This window comes from Zobellia uliginosa, assembly GCF_018860745.1.
GTDB lineage: Bacteria > Bacteroidota > Bacteroidia > Flavobacteriales > Flavobacteriaceae > Zobellia > Zobellia uliginosa_B.
In genome coordinates, this window is sequence record NZ_JAHKPY010000003.1 from 344,226 (window position 1) to 362,713 (window position 18,488).

The following is an 18,488-nucleotide window of genomic DNA, read 5'->3' on the forward strand; positions in this document are numbered from 1 at the left end:
TTTGACTATGAATATGAACGATCTTAAGAATTCGAATGCTGCAGTTTCTACAGTAACGATCAACAAAAATGAGTTTGATCGACCAACGGATAATATTTACGAGGCAATTTCTATTGCAGCTAAAAGAGCAGTGCAGATCAATTCTGAAATTAAAAAAGAACTTCTAGAAAAATTAGAGGAGTTTGCTACTTATAGCGACAGCCTAGAGGAAGTTTTTGAGAATAAAGAACAGATAGAAGTTTCTAAATTCTATGAAAAATTACCTAAACCACATGCTTTGGCAGTAGAAGAGTGGTTGAATGATAAAATATATCACAGAAATACGGAAAAAGACCAGTAGTATATGGTAGGCGGTAAGAATATCCTTTTAGGCATTACCGGAGGGATTGCCGCTTATAAAACTACATTTCTTGTACGTTTACTGATTAAAGCTGGCGCTAATGTCAAAGTTGTTTTGACGGATAGCGCCAGCTCTTTTGTTTCCCCACTTACCTTAGCTACACTTTCCAAAAACCCTGTAATTTCCTCTTTTGTTAATGAGGGTGAAGGCGCAACAGAATGGAACAATCATGTAGAATTGGGTTTATGGGCAGATGTGATGCTCATAGCTCCCGCTACGGCGAATACCTTGTCTAAAATGGCAAATGGTACTTGTGATAATTTATTGCTTGCCACATATTTATCTGCTAAATGTCCGGTGTTTTTTGCTCCGGCAATGGATTTGGATATGTATAAACATCCTTCGTCAAAGGCATCATTTAAAAAGCTGAAGTCGTTTGGCGATATAATGATTCCTGCCACGGCCGGAGAATTGGCTAGTGGTCTTCATGGTGAAGGGCGTATGGCGGAACCGGAGGATATTTTAGAATTCATAAAGGCTTATTTGAAAAAGGGCCTTCCGCTTAGCGGTAAGAGAGTACTGATTACCGCTGGTCCCACTTATGAGGCTATTGATCCTGTGCGTTTTATTGGTAATCATGCCTCTGGTCAAATGGGGTATGAATTGGCTAAGGTTGCGGCAAACTTGGGGGCAGAGGTTATTTTGGTTTCTGGTCCCTCTCATTTTGTGGTTTCTCATGATTCAATCGATTTGAGGAAGGTTACTTCTGCCGAAGAAATGTATAATGAAGTCCATTCGCATTATAAAAATATTGATATTGCTATTTGTGCTGCAGCGGTGGCTGATTACAGGCCTAAAACGGTTGCAAATCAAAAAATCAAGAAAAAAGAACCTGAATTTTCTATTGAATTGGTAAAGACTAGAGATATTTTACTGTCTTTGGGTGAAAAGAAAAAAGAGCAGTTTTTAGTAGGTTTTGCATTAGAGACAGAAAATGAGCTAGAGAATGCTAAAATCAAGCTTAAAAAGAAAAATTTAGATGCTATTGTTCTTAACTCTCTGAACGATAAAGGGGCTGGTTTTGGAAAACCGACCAACAAAATCACTTTTATAGATAAGAATTCTGTGATTACACCGTTTGAACTAAAGACCAAGGCAGAGGTGGCCAAGGACATTTTTGATGAAATCTTGAAAAGATACCATGCGTAACTTCATTTTTATACTTATTTGTTCATTTTTTATGTTGTCGGTTTCGGCACAAGAAATGAATTGTGTAGTTACCATAAATGCAGATCAGGTCTCTCAAACCAATCAGCAGATATTTAAAACTTTAGAACGTTCTTTAAATGATTTTATTAATAAGAACAAATGGACTAACCGTACTTACAAGGAAAACGAACGTATAAATACCCAAATGTTTATTACCATTACCAATTACGAGTCCAACCGTTTTGAGGGTAATATTCAAATACAATCATCACGCCCCGTTTTTAATACCTCTTACGAAACACCTGTCTTTAACTACAAAGACAATCAGCTTAATTTTGAGTACATAGAATTTCAACCTCTAGTCTTTAATGAAAACGTATTTGAATCTAATCTGATCAGTGTTGTCTCGTACTATGTGTACATTATATTAGGACTTGATGCAGATACATTTTCTTTGGAAGGCGGGACTGAGTATTTTAGAAAAGCACAGCAGATTACCACACAAGCACAAGGTAGCAATTACGCCGGTTGGGATCAGAACAGCGATCGCAGTCGTTTTGAGTTGGTAGATAACTTATTATCCAACACCTATCGTGAATACCGCATTGCTATGTATAATTACCACCGTAAGGGCCTTGATATTCTAGGTGATAATAATAGTACGGGCAAACAAGTTATTGCAGGAACTATGAAACTTTTTGAAACGATGATAAAACGCAGGCCTAATGCGTTTTTGATTCAGACTTTCTTTGATGCGAAGTCAGATGAGATACAAAATATCTTTTCAGACGGGCCAAAAGTAGATATTGTTCAGCTAAAAGAGACATTGAACAATATTGCTCCTTTATATTCCAGTACTTGGAACGATATTAAGTACTAGTTCTTTCGGTACGAAATTATCATTTATCTTTACGGCACAAATCGAATAGAAAACTGTGCTAGTACAACTTTCCATAAAAAATTACGCATTAATAGACAATCTAAATGTAGCGTTTACAAACGGTTTTACCTGTATTACTGGTGAGACAGGTGCTGGTAAGTCTATTTTATTGGGTGGTTTGTCCCTGGTTTTGGGAAAACGTGCCGATTTATCTTCTTTACGGGATAAAAATAAAAAATGTGTTATAGAAGCTGAATTTCAGATTGATAAGTATAACTTGAAATCCTTTTTTAAAGATGAGGATTTAGATTATGAAGAAAGGACTATAATCCGAAGGGAGATTCAACCTAGCGGCAAATCCCGAGCTTTTGTAAATGATTCTCCGGTTAGATTGGATATTCTTACCCGTTTAGGAAGTAGTCTTATAGATGTACATTCCCAACACCAGACTTTACAGCTCACAGAAAATGATTTTCAGTTGAAAGTTATAGATGCTTTGGCTGATAATAAAAAGGTGTTAACGGATTATGGTGAGAAACTTGATCAGTATAGAAAGGCTTCAAAAGAATTAGAAGACCTAATTAATTTTGAGAAAGAAGCGAATAAAGAACACGATTATAATAGTTTTCTTTTAGAGGAACTACGGGCGGCGCCCTTAAAGATAGGCATTCAAGAAGAGCTTGAAGAGCAGTATGAACAATTAGAAAATGTAGAGAATATCCTCGATTTGATTTCGTCCGGACACCAACTTTTGAATGATGAGCAGGTGGGTATTGTCAGTTTACTTACGGAGCTTAAACAAGTGGCCAATAAATTATCAGGTTTTGGAACTCAGTATGCTGATTTAAACCAGCGTGTACAATCTGTTTTTATTGAGGTAGATGATATTGCTTCTGAGCTTCAGAATTACCAGGAAGAAACAGAAGTTAATCCAGAACTATTAGAAGAAACGAACTCAAAGTTGCAGCAGCTTTATGATTTACAGAAAAAACATGGGGTTCAGGAGGTTTCCGAATTATTGAAGATCAGAGAAGAACTTTTAGAAAAAGTAAGTGTTACGGAAAATCTTGAGTCAGATATAGCAAAGAAGATAAAAGAACTGGAAAGTCAAAAAGCAGCTTTACAAAAGACGGTAGATGTGTTAACCGGAAAACGTAAAAAAGTCGTTCCCGAACTTAAAAAGCAATTAGAAAATTCGCTAAAAACATTGGGAATGCCAAGCGCAACTTTTAAAATTGAAATTTCAAAGGCCGATGATTTTAAGTCGAACGGAGCAGATGGTCTATCTTTTTTGTTTTCGGCTAACAAAGGTGGTGATTACGGCGAGTTGAAAAAAGTGGCCTCAGGAGGTGAGCTCTCTAGAATTATGCTTACCATAAAATCTATTTTAGCAAAATACGAAAATCTGCCTACCATTATGTTTGATGAAATTGATACTGGAGTCTCTGGGGAAATTTCAGGTAAAATGGGAGATATCATGCAGGCTATGAGTAAAAGTATGCAAGTATTTTCTATTACCCATTTACCTCAGGTAGCTTCAAAAGGAGACCACCACTTTAAAGTTTATAAATTAGAAGAGGGTGCTGTTACCAAAACCAACATGAAAGAATTGACCAATGAGGAAAGAGTAGTGGAGTTAGCTGAAATGTTGGGGGGTAAGGAGCTTTCTGAATCTGCTATGGCTCACGCTAGGCAGCTTTTGAACTAGAATACCTAACTGCTTGCGCTTTTATGCGCTAGATTTGGTTTTTAAGTCCATTTTTGGACTTTTAAATGTGTTTTTATTCATATGGCAACAATTTGTTGCCAACTTTTTAAATATCTTTGGCGCTTAAAGAACAACCAACAGAATCTATCACAATGTCGTATAATTTATTAAAAGGTAAGAGAGGAATAATTTTTGGAGCTTTGGATGAAAATTCAATAGCATGGAAAACAGCAGAGCGTATTCATGAAGAAGGAGGAACTTTTGTTTTGACCAATGCACCCGTAGCTATGCGTTTAGGGCAAATTAAAGATTTAGCCGAAAAAACCGGCTCTGAGGTTATTCCTGCCGATGCAACTAGTGAAGAGGATCTTGCGAACTTGGTAGCCAAGTCAGTTGAAATTCTTGGTGGAAAAATAGATTTTGTACTACACGCTATCGGTATGTCCGTGAACGTTAGAAAAGGTCGTTCTTATACAGATGAAAAATATGACTTTACTAATAAAGGATGGGATGTTTCAGCACTCTCTTTTCATAAAGTTATGCAAAGCTTGTACAAAGCAGATGCAATGGCAGAATGGGGAAGTATTGTTGCTTTGACCTATATGGCGGCACAACGTGTATTTCCAGATTACAATGATATGGCAGATAATAAAGCGTATTTAGAATCTGTAGCACGTAGTTTTGGTTACTTCTTTGGTAAGGAGAAAAACGTTCGTGTAAATACTATTTCTCAATCTCCTACACCCACTACCGCCGGACAAGGTGTAAAAGGCTTTGGAGGTTTCATTAGCTATGCTGAGAAAATGTCCCCATTAGGGAATGCTACTGCATTAGAATGTGCTGATTATACCGTTACCCTTTTCTCTGATCTTACCAGAAAAGTAACCATGCAAAATTTGTTTCATGATGGCGGCTTCTCTAACACAGGCGTTAGTCAAGAGGTGATAGAACATTTTACCGAAGAGTAGAAATATAGTAGATATCAATAGATTTAATTCTGACGAAACATTAGTTTTCGGCATATATTCGGGCATTTTACATTATCAATTTGGCAATGTAAAATGCCTTTGAAATTTCCGTATAAGAGGTTATGGATTTATATTTTTCTTTTATAGTTCCGGTTTACAATAGACCCGAAGAAATTACGGAGCTATTGGAGAGTCTTACACATCAGACCTATTCAAAGGATTTTGAAGTTTTGATTGTGGAAGATGGCTCTACATTTTCCTCTCAGGACGTAGTTGAGAAATATAAAAACAGTCTTTCTATTTCTTATTACCAGAAACCGAATTCAGGACCTGGCGACTCAAGAAACTACGGAATGACTCGCGCTAAGGGTAATTACTTTCTAATCGTAGATTCGGATTGTTTGATTCCACCGCATTACTTAGAGGCGGTTCATAGTGCTTTGGATAAAGATTTTGTTCATTGTTTTGGCGGTCCGGATGCGGCCCATGAATCCTTTGGGCTTTTGCAAAAGGCAATCAATTATGCAATGACATCGGTTTTGACTACCGGTGGGATTCGTGGTAACAAAAAGGCTTTGGATAAATTTCAGCCGCGCAGTTTTAACATGGGCATATCTAAAAAAGCATTTGAAACCGTAGGCGGATTTGGAAAAATTCATCCGGGAGAGGACCCGGATTTTACTTTTCGTATTTGGGATAAAGGATTTGACACTAAGTTGATACCAGAGGCTTTTGTATATCATAAACGTAGAATTGATTGGAACAAGTTTTTTATTCAGGTTAAGAAATTCGGTAGTGTTCGTCCTATCTTGAATAAATGGCACCCTAAAACCTCCAAAATGACGTATTGGTTTCCAACATTATTTTGTTTAGGTTTTTTAGTTTCACTTATTTTCTTCGCAGTAGGTATTAGTTTACTTCTATATTTATATCTGATTTATTTTACGCTCATTTTTATAGATTCACTTTTAAAGAATAGAAATTTGGCGGTAGCCTTACTGTCGTTGGTTGCTGTGAGCATTCAATTCATGGGATACGGATATGGTTTTTTAAAATCCACTATCTTCCTTAACTTTAGCAAAAAGCAACCGGAAACTTTGTTTCCAAACTTATTTTTCAAATAATTGGTAAACTGGATAACAGATAAGGTCAAGAAGGCTCTGAAGAAGAGAAAAGTAAAAATATTCTTAGTGTTTTTATTTTTTTCAACTTTGATATGGCTCATTAATAATCTTTCGGAAAGTTATGTGAGTACGTCCAATTTTGATTTGGAATACGTGAATGTTCCAGAAGGTTATTTGTTTAAGGGGGCTATGGATAATGAGCTCAAGGTAAAAATAAAAGCTGGTGGATTCCAGCTAATGGGGTTTAACTTTAAACATGCCAAGGTATTTATAGACTTGGCGGATGCACAGCAAAAAGATTCAATATTTTATATTCCTCAAAGCGTATATCGTAAACAGGTAGAAAGACAACTTAGCAGTTCTATGACTTTGATCGATATTGAAACCGATACTCTTTTTGTGGGGATGTTAGCCGTTGTCTCTAAAAAGGTTCCTGTAAAACCTAATGTGGAGGTTAATATGGCCAGGAATTATCTGTTAGATGGAAAAATGGAGGTTCAACCAGATTCAGTAACGATTACCGGACCTTCAGAAGAGATAGATAGTATCGGCGTAGTTCGCACAAAAAAGTTGACTCTCCCTGATTTAAATGCCGATTTCTCGGAAACGGTTCAAATAGAAAGACCTAAAGAACTTAGAAATACCAATTATTCCATCAGCAAAGTTGAACTTACCGCTAAAATTGCCCGTTTTTCAGAAAAAGTTTTCGAGGTACCTATAATAACGGTTCATTTTCCAAGCGATATAAATGTAAAAACATTTCCGGACAAGATTTCTGTTTTGTGCAAAGCGAAGTTAAAACGTTTAAAAAAATTGGAAGCATCCGATTTTGAAGTTATTGCGGATTATAATCAATTAAAAGATGGTAATACGGACGAGCTTAAACTGGAATTACGTAAAAAGCCTAGTGGGCTGCATAGTGTAAAACTAGAAAAAAACAGCGTAGAATATATACTGAATAAAAAATGACCATTGTAGGCTTAACAGGTGGCATAGGAAGTGGTAAGACCACTGTTGCAAAAATGTTTGCGGATTTGGGCGTACCTATCTACAATTCGGATGAGCGTGCCAAAACTTTAATGCAGAAATCACCAGAACTTATTTCCGCTATAAAGGTACTCCTAGGAGAAGAAGCATATCAGGATGGTAAGTTAGACCGTGGTTACGTTTCAAAACAGATTTTCAATACTAAAGAACTTCTTGAAGGACTTAATGCAATAGTACATCCCGCAGTTAGAAAAGATTTTACGCGATGGGCGGACGAGCAGACCTCGGATTATGTAATTCAGGAAGCTGCTATTATATTCGAAATTGGGTCTCAGGATTTTTATGACTTTATCATTTTGGTTACTGCTCCAAAGGAAACTAGAATCAACCGAGTTATGCTCCGAGACGAGTCCAGTACAGTAGATAGCATAAGGGCACGAATGAAAAACCAATGGGATGACGATAAGAAAATAGAGTCTTCTGACTATGTCATCCAAAACGAGAATATAGATCAAACAAAGGTTAAGGTCTTAGATGTTCATCACGATATACTTAATAAAATATAGGTCTCACGCCATTTTAACATTTTTGTTAAGGTTTGGTTAAACGTACTACCTGCTATATGTTAAATCTTTAATTTTGTTTTTAAATGAATAAGAGGTTATTTGTCCTTTTGGTGGCGTTGATGAGTCTCTCCCTGATAGGAATAATATCTGTTCAGTTCTTGTGGATAAAACAATCTGTTGAGGATAAGGAAGAACAGTTTTCTAATACAGTATCTGAAGTCTTAAATGAGGTTTCCGATAAAATAGAGGAGAGGGAAACAAAGGACTATTTTGAGCGTTACATCAATATAAAGGATAGTGTAGGTGAGCCTAAAAGCTCTCACTTAAGAAATATTTTTTTTATAGATCGTGATTTAAACTCTAATGAGATACGGTTTTATTCCCATGGTATTTTAGAGGAAGATTATAATATAGCATCTACGTTCTTTGATAATGGTAATGGTAGTGATACTACCACGATTAAGGGGTATACCAGTAAGCGTACCAAAACAATCTTTAAGGAAGATTTTGGTTTGGACGGTAAGGAGTATAAATTGAATGCCGTTCAAAAACTTGAGAAAATAGGAGGCTTATCGGCCATAGAAAAAGCTCAGTTTGAAGACGTTTTTAGTGAGTACGCAAAAAAAGTACCTATTCATAAAAGAGTTTCCAATCAGGAAATTAAGCTCCTTCTTAATCGAGAATTGAAAAATAGAAACCTGAATATTGATTATGAATATGGGGTGTACAGTAGAGGGCTTCCTACGAAAGTAAAGTCTAGGAAATTCAAATTTGAAAAGGACATGCTCTATGAAACACCTATCTTTAAGGATAGTGAAGGAGCAAGTAATTTCTCCTTATTGATTTCCTTTCCCAAGAAAAAGAAGTTTTTGATCGGTTCAATCATCAGAATGGCTCTTTTATCGCTTCTTTTTACATTGGTTATTGTAATTGCTTATTCTGGGGCTATTTATCAACTTATACGTCAAAAGCAGATATCAGAAATTAAATCTGATTTCATCAATAATATGACGCATGAATTTAAAACACCTATTGCAACAATAAACCTGGCAGTAGAAGCTATACGGAATCCTAAAATTATAGGAGACCCAGAAAAGGTAGATAGGTATTTGACCATGATTCGCGAAGAGAATAAGCGGATGCACGCACAGGTGGAAAATGTATTGCGTATATCCAAGTTGGAAAAGAATCAATTGGATATAAGTAAGGATAGGGTAGATGTACACGACATTATAGAAGATGCAATTGCTCATGTGGAGTTAATAGTTGCCGATAGAGGAGGATACATAGAAACACATTTAAATGCAGAAAGAACGGAGGTTCTGGCCAGTGAAATGCATTTTACGAATGTAATCGTAAATATTCTTGATAACGCCATTAAGTATTCAACAAAAGCACCTAGGATAGACGTCTATACAGAGGTTGCAAAGAATTATATTGTAATTGAAATAAAAGATCAAGGTGCAGGAATGAGTAAAGCCGTGGTTAAAAAAGTATTTGAAAAATTCTACCGTGAGCATACGGGAGATTTGCATAATGTTAAAGGGCATGGGCTCGGTTTGGCATATGTGAAAAAAATAGTAGACGATCACCAAGGTGAAGTTTACGCAGAAAGTGAAAAAGGAAAGGGAAGTACTTTCTATATAAAATTGCCTTTAATCTAACTCAACAAGTTATGGAAACAGTAAATAAAAAAATACTCTTAGTAGAGGATGATCCTAATTTTGGAATTGTTCTAAAAGATTATTTATCTATGAACGATTTTGATGTAACTCTGGCCAAGAATGGTATGGAGGGATTCGAAAAGTTTAAAAAGGATAATTATGACATCTGTATTTTAGATGTAATGATGCCTTACAAAGATGGTTTTACCTTGGCAAAGGAAATCCGTGAAAAGAACGAAAATGTTCCTATCGTATTTCTTACCGCAAAAACCATGAAGGAAGATGTATTAAAAGGTTATAAAGCAGGAGCGGATGATTATCTAAATAAACCATTTGATTCAGAAGTTCTTTTGATGAAACTGAGAGCTATTCTTCAAAGAAAAGCGTCTAATACATTGGCAGACAGTAAGAAATTTGAATTTAAAATCGGTAATTTTCATTTAAACTCTAAGCTTAGATTCTTGAAGTACAAAGAAGAAGAAGCTATAAAATTATCTCCTAAAGAGAATGAGTTATTGAGACTTTTGGCGCTTCATGAAAATGATTTAATGCCAAGAGAATTAGCGTTGACAAAAATATGGAGAGACGATAACTACTTTACGTCTAGAAGTATGGATGTTTATATTGCTAAACTTAGAAAGTATCTTAAATTGGACGATACGGTAGAAATCTTGAACATTCACGGAGAAGGTTTCCGTTTGGTTGTTAAAGAAGACGTATAAGACCATTAATAAATTAACGAAAAGCTCTGCTATAGAAATGGCAGAGCTTTTTGTTTTTATAGAGCTTTTAGAATATGCGCTACAATTTCATTGGGAGTTTGCATTATAGATACCGTAATAGCGTCTTCGGGTACTTCTAAGGTATTAAATTGGGATTGTAATAATTCTGGCGGCATAAAATGATTTTCACGAAGCTTAAGGCGTGCCATGATTTCGTCAAAAGTGCCTTTTAGGTAAACAAAAAATAGTTTTTGGTCAATTCCGTTTTGCAGCGTAGAACGATATTTAGTCTTAAGGGCAGAGCAGGCAATAATAGCACCGGTTTCTCGGTTTTCAATAGCTAAAAGGTTCAATCTTTCTAACCAGCCTTGGCGATCATTATCGTCTAGAGGAAACCCCTCAGCCATTTTTTTTACGTTGACTTCAGGATGGTAATCATCTCCATCGTAAAAATCCAAATCCAATTTCTCGGCTAAAAGCTTGCCGATTGTACTTTTTCCAGAGCCAGAGACACCCATTACGAATACTACGGGTCTTTTATTTTCCATTCGGTAAGATATTATTTAACCTAATTAGCAATTCTTGAAAATCTGCATCATTAGAAACCCAAATTGTTTCTTTGTTTTTTTTAAACCAAGTAAGTTGTCTTTTAGCAAATCTGCGGGTATTTTTCTTTATTTCCTCTAATGCAAAGTTTAGCTCTTTATCCGCACTGTTTACTTCTGACTTTTCATTATTTTCAAAATAAGTAAAAAGTTCCCGATAGCCAACTGTTTGTAGAGCGTTTAACTCTTTGTATCTTTCTAATAATTTAGCTTCTTCAACAAGACCTTCTTCAACCATTAAATCAACACGCTGGTTGATGCGATCATAAATGAGTGCGCGATCAGCTTCTATGCCAATGGTAATAGTCTTGAACGGTCGTTTTTTCTTGTTTTTTGATAGGAAAGAAGAGTAAGGAGCATTGGTTTCTCTACAGACTTCCAACGCTCTAATAAGTCTATGCGGATTGTTTAAGTCTACAGAGCTATAATAATCCGGATCTCTTTTTTTAAGCTCATTTTGTAAACTTTCAATGCCTTTTTCTTTAAACTCTTGATTAAGTTGTTCACGTATTTTAGGGTCTACTTTTGGAAAATCATCTAGACCTTGGGTTACGGCTTTGGTGTAAAGTCCGCTGCCACCTACCATTACCACTATATTTTTTTCTTTAAAAAGTTGGTCAAGTAAAAGAAGCGCATCGCGTTCAAAATCGCCTACGGAATAGGAATCGAATATGCCTATGTGTTGTATAAAGTGATGTTTAGCTTGTTTTAACTCTTCAGCAGTGGGCACGGCTGTACCAATTCTCATTTCTTTAAAAAACTGCCTGGAATCCGCCGAGATTATTTCGGTCTTAAAATGTTGGGCAAGAGATATGGCAAGTTTGGTTTTGCCAATTGCGGTAGGTCCTACAACGGATAAAAGTATTTTCTCCATTATAATTCGCTTCCACAATTATAGCAATGGGTGGCATCATCTCTATGACCCTCTTTTGAACAATTCCTGCAAGCTTGTGTATTGACATGAACAAAATGTTTGTCGCCAATTGATTTTTGTCCTTGTGATTTTTTCCCGAATTCTACAGTTACGATACCTGTTGGAACGGCAATTACACCATAACCTACGAGCATGATCAAGGTTGCTATGAACTGCCCTTGTGGTGTTATTGGAGCAATGTCTCCATAGCCTACCGTGGTCAAGGTTACAATAGTCCAATAGATGCTGGTAGGTATGCTGGTAAAGCCAGCTTCATCTCCTTCGATCAAATACATTAACGTACCTAGGATTACGGAAAGGATAAGAACTGCAAAAAGAAAAACGGTAATTTTTGCCCTGCTCGCCTTTAGTGCATTTTTTAGTTGAGACGCCTCCCCTAAAAATCTAACCAATTTTAATATCCGGAAAACCCTTAAGAGACGTAGGGATCTAATAGCCAATAAAACTTGAGATCCGGCAAAAATATAAGAGAGGTACAGCGGAATTGTAGAGAGTAAATCTATTACGCCATAAAAGCTAAAAATATAGTTCTTAGGCTGTTTTATGCTAACGATTCTAGCTATGTATTCAATGGTGAAAAGGATAGTAACAATCCACTCTAGAATAAAAAGTGTGTTGTGGTATTCGGCATCTATCCACTTTACACTTTCCAGCATTACCAAAAGAACGCTAATGATAATCAGAATGAACAGTAAAATATCAAACCATTTACCCAAAGGAGTATCCGCTTCATAAATTATTTCATGAACCTTGTATTTCCAGCCTTTGTCGGGTTTATGTGCTTTCAAATTTTATTGATTGCTTAATTCAAGAATCTTTAGACTGCGCTTCTTACGTATGTAGCCCTCTATGATATGTGTGGTATTTTCATTCCCTCTCATGGGTACGATAATAGATTCTAAGATATGAATATTATTGATTTGATGGTTAAGGTTATAATAGCCAGTGCCTTTAAAATCACCATTTTTAATCAATATAGCGCTGTATTCACCAATTTCTCTCCCTTTGTCTACAATTACCACATTTTTATTGTTCAAGGAGTATTTATGAACAGCTTCTGCAACTCTTTGATTATATTCTTCTGCAGGCTCCTTGGCAATACAAGCACCTAAACAATCTCCTTCGTCGTATTTTGAACAGTTCTTTTTAGCTTCTGAGATACCATTAAGCTTATCGCAAAGATTAAACTCACGTGTTAATTTAAAAATAAAATTAGAGGCACCTACTTCACTATTAAATGTCACGAAAGCGCCATTTCTTTTAGTTGCTTTTTTCACTGTTAAAGTATCATAACCAGCCTGATTTTTTTCAACATACACGGCATGGCTAAAACTAACAGCTTTTGGTCTATGGTTATACTTAGGCCGATTTCTTTTAAGCTCTTCGTTCTCTTTCAAAAGCGCTATTAATTCATTACCAGTTTTTTCAAAGGTCACCTTTTTTGTAGCTTTTTGCAATTGCCTTGCCCTGCCACCATCTTTTGTAAAATGTTGATTGACCCTTTTTTTGATATTCGTACTTTTTCCTAAATATAGTATCTCTCCATCTTTATCATGCATGTAATATACACCTGTTTCAGAGGGTAAAGAATCTACAATGTCTAATTGCCGGTCAGAGAGTTCGCCTTCGGTTTCCTTTCGGATAACCTCTTTTATAATGGTCTTATCAAGGTCTTTAGCCAATAATATTTTAAAAAGTTGCAGGGTTGCAAGTGCATCGCCGTTAGCTCTGTGGCGATCACTTACTGCGATGCCTAAGGACCTAACTAGTTTTCCTAGGCTATGAGATTCTGCTTCGGGGATCAACTTTTTAGAGAGTTCTACCGTACACAGGGTTTTTCGTTCAAAATTATAGCCTAGTCTTCTAAATTCGGTACGTAATATTCTATAATCAAATTGTGCGTTATGGGCAATTAGAACTGTGCCTTCGGTAATCTCAACAATACGTTTGGCTATCTCATGAAATTTTGGAGCGGTAGTCAACATTTTATTATTGATACCTGTAAGCTTTACAACAAAAGGCTGAATATCCTTTTCAGGATTCACTAAACTAATAAACTGGTCTACCACTTTGTGTCCGTCAAATTTATGAATTGCAATTTCCGTAATGCCTTCTTCATTAAATTTGCCTCCTGTGGTTTCTATATCTAAAATGGAATACATCTATGCTTTTTTGTACTGTGGTGTTGGTCTGTTGGGGTTGTATGTAAAGGGGAATACTATTAGTTTCGTTTTCCAAAGATACTACTTCCAATGCGTACCATGGTACTTCCTTCTTCAATGGCTATTTGATAATCGCCACTCATTCCCATGGATAAGGTTTTTATCTGTGGATTTTCTGGTTGAATGGAGTCGAAGATTGTTTTTAGCTGGTTAAATTCTCTTCTAACTTGTGTTGCATTATCGGTAAAGGTGGCCATAGCCATTAATCCCACTACATTTATATTTTTAAGTTGATGGTACTCATCAGACTTTAAAATTAAATTTAATTCTTCTTTATCTAAACCAAATTTGGTGTCTTCTTCTGCAATATGAATCTGAAGAAGACAATTAATGCTTCGGTTGTTTTGTTCGGCTCGTTTATTAATTTCTTTTAATAATCTAAAACTGTCTACCCCGTGCACTAGGTCTACAAACTCCGCCATATACTTTACTTTGTTGCGTTGTAAGTGACCTATCATATGCCATTTAATGTCTTTTGGTAAACGTTCCCATTTCCCTACCATTTCCTGTACTTTGTTTTCTCCAAAAATGCGTTGGCCGGCGGCATAGGCTTCCATTAAATCCTTATCTGGTTTCGTTTTGGAAACGGCAACAAGGGTTACATGTTCAGGAAGCGCATTTTTTATTTCTAATAGGTTGTCCTTTATCATCTTTAAACTTGTGGATTGGAACTTTATAAAAACTGCTTGGAAATTTTCTCCGCTTTTCTAGAGTCATTGTAATCGTAAAAACCTTCTCCTGATTTTACCCCTAATTTTTGAGCCATAACCATATTCACCAATAAGGGGCAGGGAGCATATTTAGGGTTCTTAAAACCATCGTACATTACGTTAAGGATGGATAAACATACATCAAGACCAATAAAATCAGCTAGTTGCAAAGGGCCCATGGGGTGGGCCATTCCTAGCTTCATAACCGTATCAATTTCAGATACACCTGCCACACCATTATACAATGTTTCTATAGCCTCGTTGATCATAGGCATTAAAATTCTATTAGCTACAAAACCAGGGTAATCATTAACCTCTGTTGGTGTTTTTCCTAAATTGCTAGACAACTGCATGATTTGATCGGTAGTTTCATCTGAAGTACTATAACCCCTAATAATCTCTACCAATTGCATAATAGGGACCGGATTCATAAAGTGCATGCCAATTACTTTTTCCGGTCTATTGGTAGCAGCGGCAATTTGGGTAATAGAAATAGAGGATGTATTGGTCGCTAAAATAGTCTGCTCTCCACAAATGGCATCCAATTCCTTAAAAATACCCAGCTTTACATTTAAATTTTCCGAAGCCGCTTCAACTACCAAATCAACATTGCATACGGCGTCTTTAAGTACGGTAAAGCTTGAGATGTTGTTTAATGTGGCTGTTTTGTCAATCTCGGTGATTTTTTCTTTGGCCAGCATCCTATCTAAATTTTTCGTAATTGTCGCCAATCCTTTGGTAAGCGATTCTTCTGAAAGATCTATTAAGTTTACTTTATGGCCGTTTTGAGCAAAAACGTGAGCAATTCCATTGCCCATAGTGCCTGCGCCTATTACCGCTATATGTTGCATATGTGGTGTTTTATAATTCTAAAATGAAGCAATAATCTGTAAAGCAACTTTTAATGCTTGTGTGCCTTGTTTTAAGCTTACTATAGGTGTGGTGTCTTTAGCAATAGCATCTGCAAAACTTTCTAGTTCGTCTAGAATAGCATTGTTTGTCCCTACTTCGGGATTTTCAAAATAGATTTGTTTCTTTTCGCCTTCCGCATTTTGAAGTACCATGTCAAAATCACCTACTTTTTCCGGGGCGTCCTTCATCTTCACTACCTCAACTTTCTTTTCCAAAAAATCAACGGATATGTAAGCGTCTTTTTGAAAAAAACGTGATTTACGCATATTCTTTAAAGAAATTCTACTGGCCGTTAAGTTGGCCACGCATCCGTTTTTGAACTCTATTCTAGCATTTGCTATATCTGGAGATTTACTGATTACCGATACGCCACTTGCATTAATTTGTTTCACTTCTGAATTTACAACGCTAAGAATGGCATCAATATCATGAATCATAAGATCAAGAACAACGGGCACATCCGTACCACGAGGATTGAATTCTGCCAAACGATGGCTTTCAATAAACATAGGGGTGTTAATCTGATGTTTTACTGCGGAAAAAGCGGGATTAAATCTTTCTACGTGCCCAACTTGGCCTTTTACGTTATATTTTTTTTCTAGATCAAGAAGTTCGGTAGCTTCTTCATAAGTGTTGGTAATGGGCTTTTCAATAAATATATGTTTTCCTTTTTCCATGGCCTTTTTGGCACATTCAAAATGAGAAAGGGTTGGGGTGACAATATCAACTACATCTACCGCATCTATAAGTTTATTAATATTGTCATGGTAATGGTATCCAAACTCATCTGCTACTTTTTTTCCGTTTATGGCATCTGCATCATAAAAACCGACTAATTCATATTTCTTCGATTCGTTCAACAGACGTAAATGTATTTTTCCTAAATGACCTGCGCCCAATACGCCAACTCTAAGCATAAATTTCAATTTATATCAAAAATAAGGATACTTTAGGAGTTTTCGGGTTTGATTTATGAACATTCAAGTTTGAAAAAAAAATTAAAATCAACGCTTACATTTAGGCGGTATACTTGTGAATTGAAGTTTTACAAGTTAACTTTACCTTTCAAAACCAAACCATTGAGAGATACTTTAAAACATAGGGGAATGCGTAATAAGCTGGCCGAGATATTGGTAGCTAAAGGCATTACCGATAAAAATGTGCTAGTGGCGGTACGCACAATTCCTAGACACTTATTTATGGACAGTAGTTTTGAGGGGCATGCCTATCAAGACAAGGCATTCCCCATAGGAGCAGACCAGACCATCTCTCAACCTTATACCGTAGCTTTTCAGTCTCAATTGTTAGAGGTAAAGCCTAATCATAAAATTTTGGAAATAGGTACGGGTAGTGGATACCAGACTGCGGTTTTATTACTCCTACGAGCAAAAGTGTTTACTATAGAGCGGCAATCGGAACTTTTTAAAAAGACTAAAATTTTCTTTAGAAAAATGGGATATCGTCCCAAAAAACTCATTTTTGGTGATGGTTACAAAGGTTTACCGGAGCAGGCTCCTTATGACGGAATTATAGTTACCGCAGGAGCTCCGGAAGTGCCAAAGACACTTATGAGTCAATTGAAAATTGGCGGAAGATTGGTTATACCCGTCGGAACGGATGACCAGGTAATGACATTATTTATCCGTAAATCCGAAAAGGAGTTTGAAAAAAAAGAATATGGTTCTTTCCGTTTTGTGCCACTTCTGGAGAATAAAAACTAGTAGGTTGATTTAGTTATTGAAACTTTTCTTTATTCTTGATAGGTCACGTTTATTGTCGCGATCTTTCAAGGTTTCACGCTTATCATATAGTTTTTTACCCTTGGCCAAGGCTATTTTTAGTTTGGCTAACCCTCTGTCGTTTATAAAAAGGTTTATAGGCACAATGGTAAAACCAGAGGTAGTTACTTCCTTGCGTAATTTGGTAAGCTCCCGTTTGTTCATAAGTAACTTACGCTCAGCTTTTGGTTTGTGGTTAAAGTGAGAGGCGTGAGAGTACTCATCTATCTGCATGTTGATTACAAAAAGCTCACCACGCTCATTAAATTCACAAAAACTTTGAGTTATAGAGGCTTTGCCTTCACGAACGGATTTAATTTCGGTACCTGCCAAAACAATACCAGTTACATAGGTATCTATGAACTCGTATTCAAAACGGGCCTTTTTATTCTTTATGTTGATGTTCTTTTGAACCATGGCACAAAAATAGTGAAGTTCCCGAAATTAAAGGCTAATTCTTGATCAGAGAAAATGATAAGCGTATTTTTAAAATGAATACCGCTTCGTTGGACTTAATCTGAAAACTTATTTACGCTCTTTGGGACAATTGCAATCCATATGAATTAATTGTGATGTAGCTTGTTGGCCAATAATTTGAACAATAAAAAGACTTCCATTGTCATTATCCTCCATTTCGTAATACAAATCAAGGTCTATCATTTTATTTACAAAATCAGGTGTAGTATTACTGTGTCCAACAACAAGAACGTTTTTACCTAGGTTATCGGCCTTAAATCGCTCTATATCTACCTCTTGTGGCTCGTAGTACTTAACGTCAAGTTCTTTTTTAACCGCAGTAGGTGCTGCTGTCATAGAGGTGCGTTCGTAATCCGTGGTGTAGATAACATCTAAATCCACGTCTTTCAGGATTTCCGCCCAATGCATTGCTCTTCCCAAACCACGTTGATTTAATTCTGGATCTGTGTTCTCTGCGTCTGAACGGTCTTTCTCCGCGTGCCGAATAAAATAGAAAGTAGAAACAACACCATTGGCATCTTGGTTACTTTTTTGGTCGTCTTTGCAGCTTGAAAAAATTAACGTGACAATAAGAATAATATAAAAGGATTTGATCCGTTGCATAATAGGTGATAGTTTTTGGTTGAAAACTCTTGCATAATTGTTAACTAAATTTAGACAAAAAAAGTATGTAAGAATACTG

20 protein-coding genes are annotated in these 18,488 nt (G+C 36.3%); 11 read left to right on the forward strand and 9 right to left on the reverse strand.

Annotated elements, in window-relative coordinates:
• The first annotated feature begins 7 nt into the window (after positions 1-7).
• The 10 genes from KO521_RS05280 to KO521_RS05325 all read left to right on the forward strand — a co-directional run bounded on the left by KO521_RS05280 (position 8) and on the right by KO521_RS05325 (position 10,168).
• Entirely contained in the window at positions 8-340 is a 333-nt protein-coding gene (locus KO521_RS05280; RefSeq protein WP_215938866.1) for a DNA-directed RNA polymerase subunit omega, read from the forward strand.
• Positions 341-343: 3 nt separating this feature from the next.
• A complete protein-coding gene (gene coaBC / locus KO521_RS05285; protein ID WP_215938867.1) occupies positions 344-1,549 on the forward strand; it encodes a bifunctional phosphopantothenoylcysteine decarboxylase/phosphopantothenate--cysteine ligase CoaBC in 1,206 nt (401 codons plus the stop codon).
• Positions 1,542-2,429, forward strand: a complete 888-nt coding sequence (locus tag KO521_RS05290; protein WP_215938868.1) for a DUF4835 family protein — start codon at positions 1,542-1,544, stop codon at positions 2,427-2,429. The genes coaBC and KO521_RS05290 overlap by 8 nt, the downstream gene beginning before the upstream one ends.
• Before the next feature lie 55 nt (positions 2,430-2,484).
• Positions 2,485-4,137, forward strand: a complete 1,653-nt coding sequence (gene recN, locus KO521_RS05295) for a DNA repair protein RecN (RefSeq protein WP_215938869.1) — start codon at positions 2,485-2,487, stop codon at positions 4,135-4,137.
• Positions 4,138-4,289: 152 nt separating this feature from the next.
• Positions 4,290-5,105, forward strand: a complete 816-nt coding sequence (locus tag KO521_RS05300; RefSeq protein ID WP_215938870.1) for an enoyl-ACP reductase FabI — start codon at positions 4,290-4,292, stop codon at positions 5,103-5,105.
• A gap of 122 nt (positions 5,106-5,227) precedes the next feature.
• Complete coding sequence (locus KO521_RS05305; protein WP_215938871.1) at positions 5,228-6,229, forward strand: glycosyltransferase; 1,002 nt, start codon at positions 5,228-5,230, stop codon at positions 6,227-6,229.
• Positions 6,230-6,295: 66 nt separating this feature from the next.
• Positions 6,296-7,198: a CdaR family protein gene (locus KO521_RS20605; RefSeq protein WP_215938872.1), complete on the forward strand. Its 903-nt coding sequence runs from the start codon at positions 6,296-6,298 to the stop codon at positions 7,196-7,198.
• Positions 7,195-7,782 carry a dephospho-CoA kinase gene (gene coaE, locus KO521_RS05315; protein WP_215938873.1) on the forward strand — a complete coding sequence of 196 codons (588 nt, stop codon included), beginning with the start codon at positions 7,195-7,197 and terminating at the stop codon, positions 7,780-7,782. The genes KO521_RS20605 and coaE overlap by 4 nt, the downstream gene beginning before the upstream one ends.
• 83 nt (positions 7,783-7,865) lie before the next feature.
• Positions 7,866-9,446 (forward strand): sensor histidine kinase, encoded by a 1,581-nt coding sequence (locus tag KO521_RS05320; RefSeq protein ID WP_215938874.1) that lies wholly within the window; start codon positions 7,866-7,868, stop codon positions 9,444-9,446.
• A gap of 11 nt (positions 9,447-9,457) precedes the next feature.
• Positions 9,458-10,168, forward strand: coding sequence for a response regulator transcription factor (locus KO521_RS05325; RefSeq protein WP_215938875.1), 711 nt, complete (start codon positions 9,458-9,460; stop codon positions 10,166-10,168).
• A 56-nt stretch (positions 10,169-10,224) separates the two neighbouring features.
• On the opposite strand, the gene KO521_RS05330 is transcribed toward KO521_RS05325, so the two are convergent.
• The 7 genes from KO521_RS05330 to KO521_RS05360 are packed head-to-tail and all read right to left on the reverse strand — an operon-like array spanning position 10,225 to position 16,468.
• The gene (locus KO521_RS05330; protein ID WP_215938876.1) at positions 10,225-10,716 is read right to left on the reverse strand and encodes a gluconokinase; all 492 of its coding nucleotides are present in this window, start codon (positions 10,714-10,716) and stop codon (positions 10,225-10,227) included.
• Positions 10,706-11,647, reverse strand: coding sequence for a tRNA (adenosine(37)-N6)-dimethylallyltransferase MiaA (miaA, locus tag KO521_RS05335; RefSeq protein ID WP_215938877.1), 942 nt, complete (start codon positions 11,645-11,647; stop codon positions 10,706-10,708). Before miaA ends, KO521_RS05330 begins: the two co-directional genes overlap by 11 nt.
• Positions 11,647-12,495, reverse strand: coding sequence for an ion transporter (locus tag KO521_RS05340; protein WP_215938878.1), 849 nt, complete (start codon positions 12,493-12,495; stop codon positions 11,647-11,649). Before KO521_RS05340 ends, miaA begins: the two co-directional genes overlap by 1 nt.
• Positions 12,496-12,498: 3 nt before the next feature.
• Positions 12,499-13,869, reverse strand: a complete 1,371-nt coding sequence (locus KO521_RS05345) for an exonuclease domain-containing protein (protein ID WP_215938879.1) — start codon at positions 13,867-13,869, stop codon at positions 12,499-12,501.
• 59 nt (positions 13,870-13,928) lie between these two features.
• Positions 13,929-14,579: a YggS family pyridoxal phosphate-dependent enzyme gene (locus KO521_RS05350; RefSeq protein ID WP_215938880.1), complete on the reverse strand. Its 651-nt coding sequence runs from the start codon at positions 14,577-14,579 to the stop codon at positions 13,929-13,931.
• Between the two features lie 23 nt (positions 14,580-14,602).
• Positions 14,603-15,490, reverse strand: coding sequence for a 3-hydroxyacyl-CoA dehydrogenase family protein (locus KO521_RS05355; protein ID WP_215938881.1), 888 nt, complete (start codon positions 15,488-15,490; stop codon positions 14,603-14,605).
• Between the two features lie 18 nt (positions 15,491-15,508).
• Complete coding sequence (locus KO521_RS05360) at positions 15,509-16,468, reverse strand: Gfo/Idh/MocA family protein (protein WP_215938882.1); 960 nt, start codon at positions 16,466-16,468, stop codon at positions 15,509-15,511.
• Between the two features lie 162 nt (positions 16,469-16,630).
• On the opposite strand from KO521_RS05360, the gene KO521_RS05365 reads away from it, so the two are divergent.
• Entirely contained in the window at positions 16,631-17,272 is a 642-nt protein-coding gene (locus tag KO521_RS05365; RefSeq protein ID WP_215938883.1) for a protein-L-isoaspartate(D-aspartate) O-methyltransferase, read from the forward strand.
• 9 nt (positions 17,273-17,281) lie between these two features.
• On the opposite strand, the gene smpB is transcribed toward KO521_RS05365, so the two are convergent.
• Together smpB and KO521_RS05375 are read right to left on the reverse strand one after the other, a co-directional pair.
• On the reverse strand, positions 17,282-17,746 hold the full coding sequence (gene smpB, locus KO521_RS05370; RefSeq protein WP_215938884.1) for an SsrA-binding protein SmpB: 465 nt from the start codon (positions 17,744-17,746) through the stop codon (positions 17,282-17,284).
• A gap of 108 nt (positions 17,747-17,854) precedes the next feature.
• Positions 17,855-18,409, reverse strand: coding sequence for a SixA phosphatase family protein (locus KO521_RS05375; protein ID WP_215938885.1), 555 nt, complete (start codon positions 18,407-18,409; stop codon positions 17,855-17,857).
• Between the last annotated feature and the right edge of the window lie 79 nt (positions 18,410-18,488).

Coding starts and splice junctions, on each gene's coding strand:
- KO521_RS05280 (WP_215938866.1), top strand. CDS start 8: ATGAATATGAACGATCTTAAGAATTCGAATGCTGCAGTTTCTACAGTA.
- coaBC (WP_215938867.1), top strand. CDS start 344: ATGGTAGGCGGTAAGAATATCCTTTTAGGCATTACCGGAGGGATTGCC.
- KO521_RS05290 (WP_215938868.1), top strand. CDS start 1,542: ATGCGTAACTTCATTTTTATACTTATTTGTTCATTTTTTATGTTGTCG.
- KO521_RS05300 (WP_215938870.1), top strand. CDS start 4,290: ATGTCGTATAATTTATTAAAAGGTAAGAGAGGAATAATTTTTGGAGCT.
- KO521_RS05305 (WP_215938871.1), top strand. CDS start 5,228: ATGGATTTATATTTTTCTTTTATAGTTCCGGTTTACAATAGACCCGAA.
- coaE (WP_215938873.1), top strand. CDS start 7,195: ATGACCATTGTAGGCTTAACAGGTGGCATAGGAAGTGGTAAGACCACT.
- KO521_RS05320 (WP_215938874.1), top strand. CDS start 7,866: ATGAATAAGAGGTTATTTGTCCTTTTGGTGGCGTTGATGAGTCTCTCC.
- KO521_RS05325 (WP_215938875.1), top strand. CDS start 9,458: ATGGAAACAGTAAATAAAAAAATACTCTTAGTAGAGGATGATCCTAAT.
- KO521_RS05330 (WP_215938876.1), bottom strand. CDS start 10,716: ATGGAAAATAAAAGACCCGTAGTATTCGTAATGGGTGTCTCTGGCTCT.
- miaA (WP_215938877.1), bottom strand. CDS start 11,647: ATGGAGAAAATACTTTTATCCGTTGTAGGACCTACCGCAATTGGCAAA.
- KO521_RS05345 (WP_215938879.1), bottom strand. CDS start 13,869: ATGTATTCCATTTTAGATATAGAAACCACAGGAGGCAAATTTAATGAA.
- KO521_RS05350 (WP_215938880.1), bottom strand. CDS start 14,579: ATGATAAAGGACAACCTATTAGAAATAAAAAATGCGCTTCCTGAACAT.
- KO521_RS05355 (WP_215938881.1), bottom strand. CDS start 15,490: ATGCAACATATAGCGGTAATAGGCGCAGGCACTATGGGCAATGGAATT.
- KO521_RS05360 (WP_215938882.1), bottom strand. CDS start 16,468: ATGCTTAGAGTTGGCGTATTGGGCGCAGGTCATTTAGGAAAAATACAT.
- smpB (WP_215938884.1), bottom strand. CDS start 17,746: ATGGTTCAAAAGAACATCAACATAAAGAATAAAAAGGCCCGTTTTGAA.
- KO521_RS05375 (WP_215938885.1), bottom strand. CDS start 18,409: ATGCAACGGATCAAATCCTTTTATATTATTCTTATTGTCACGTTAATT.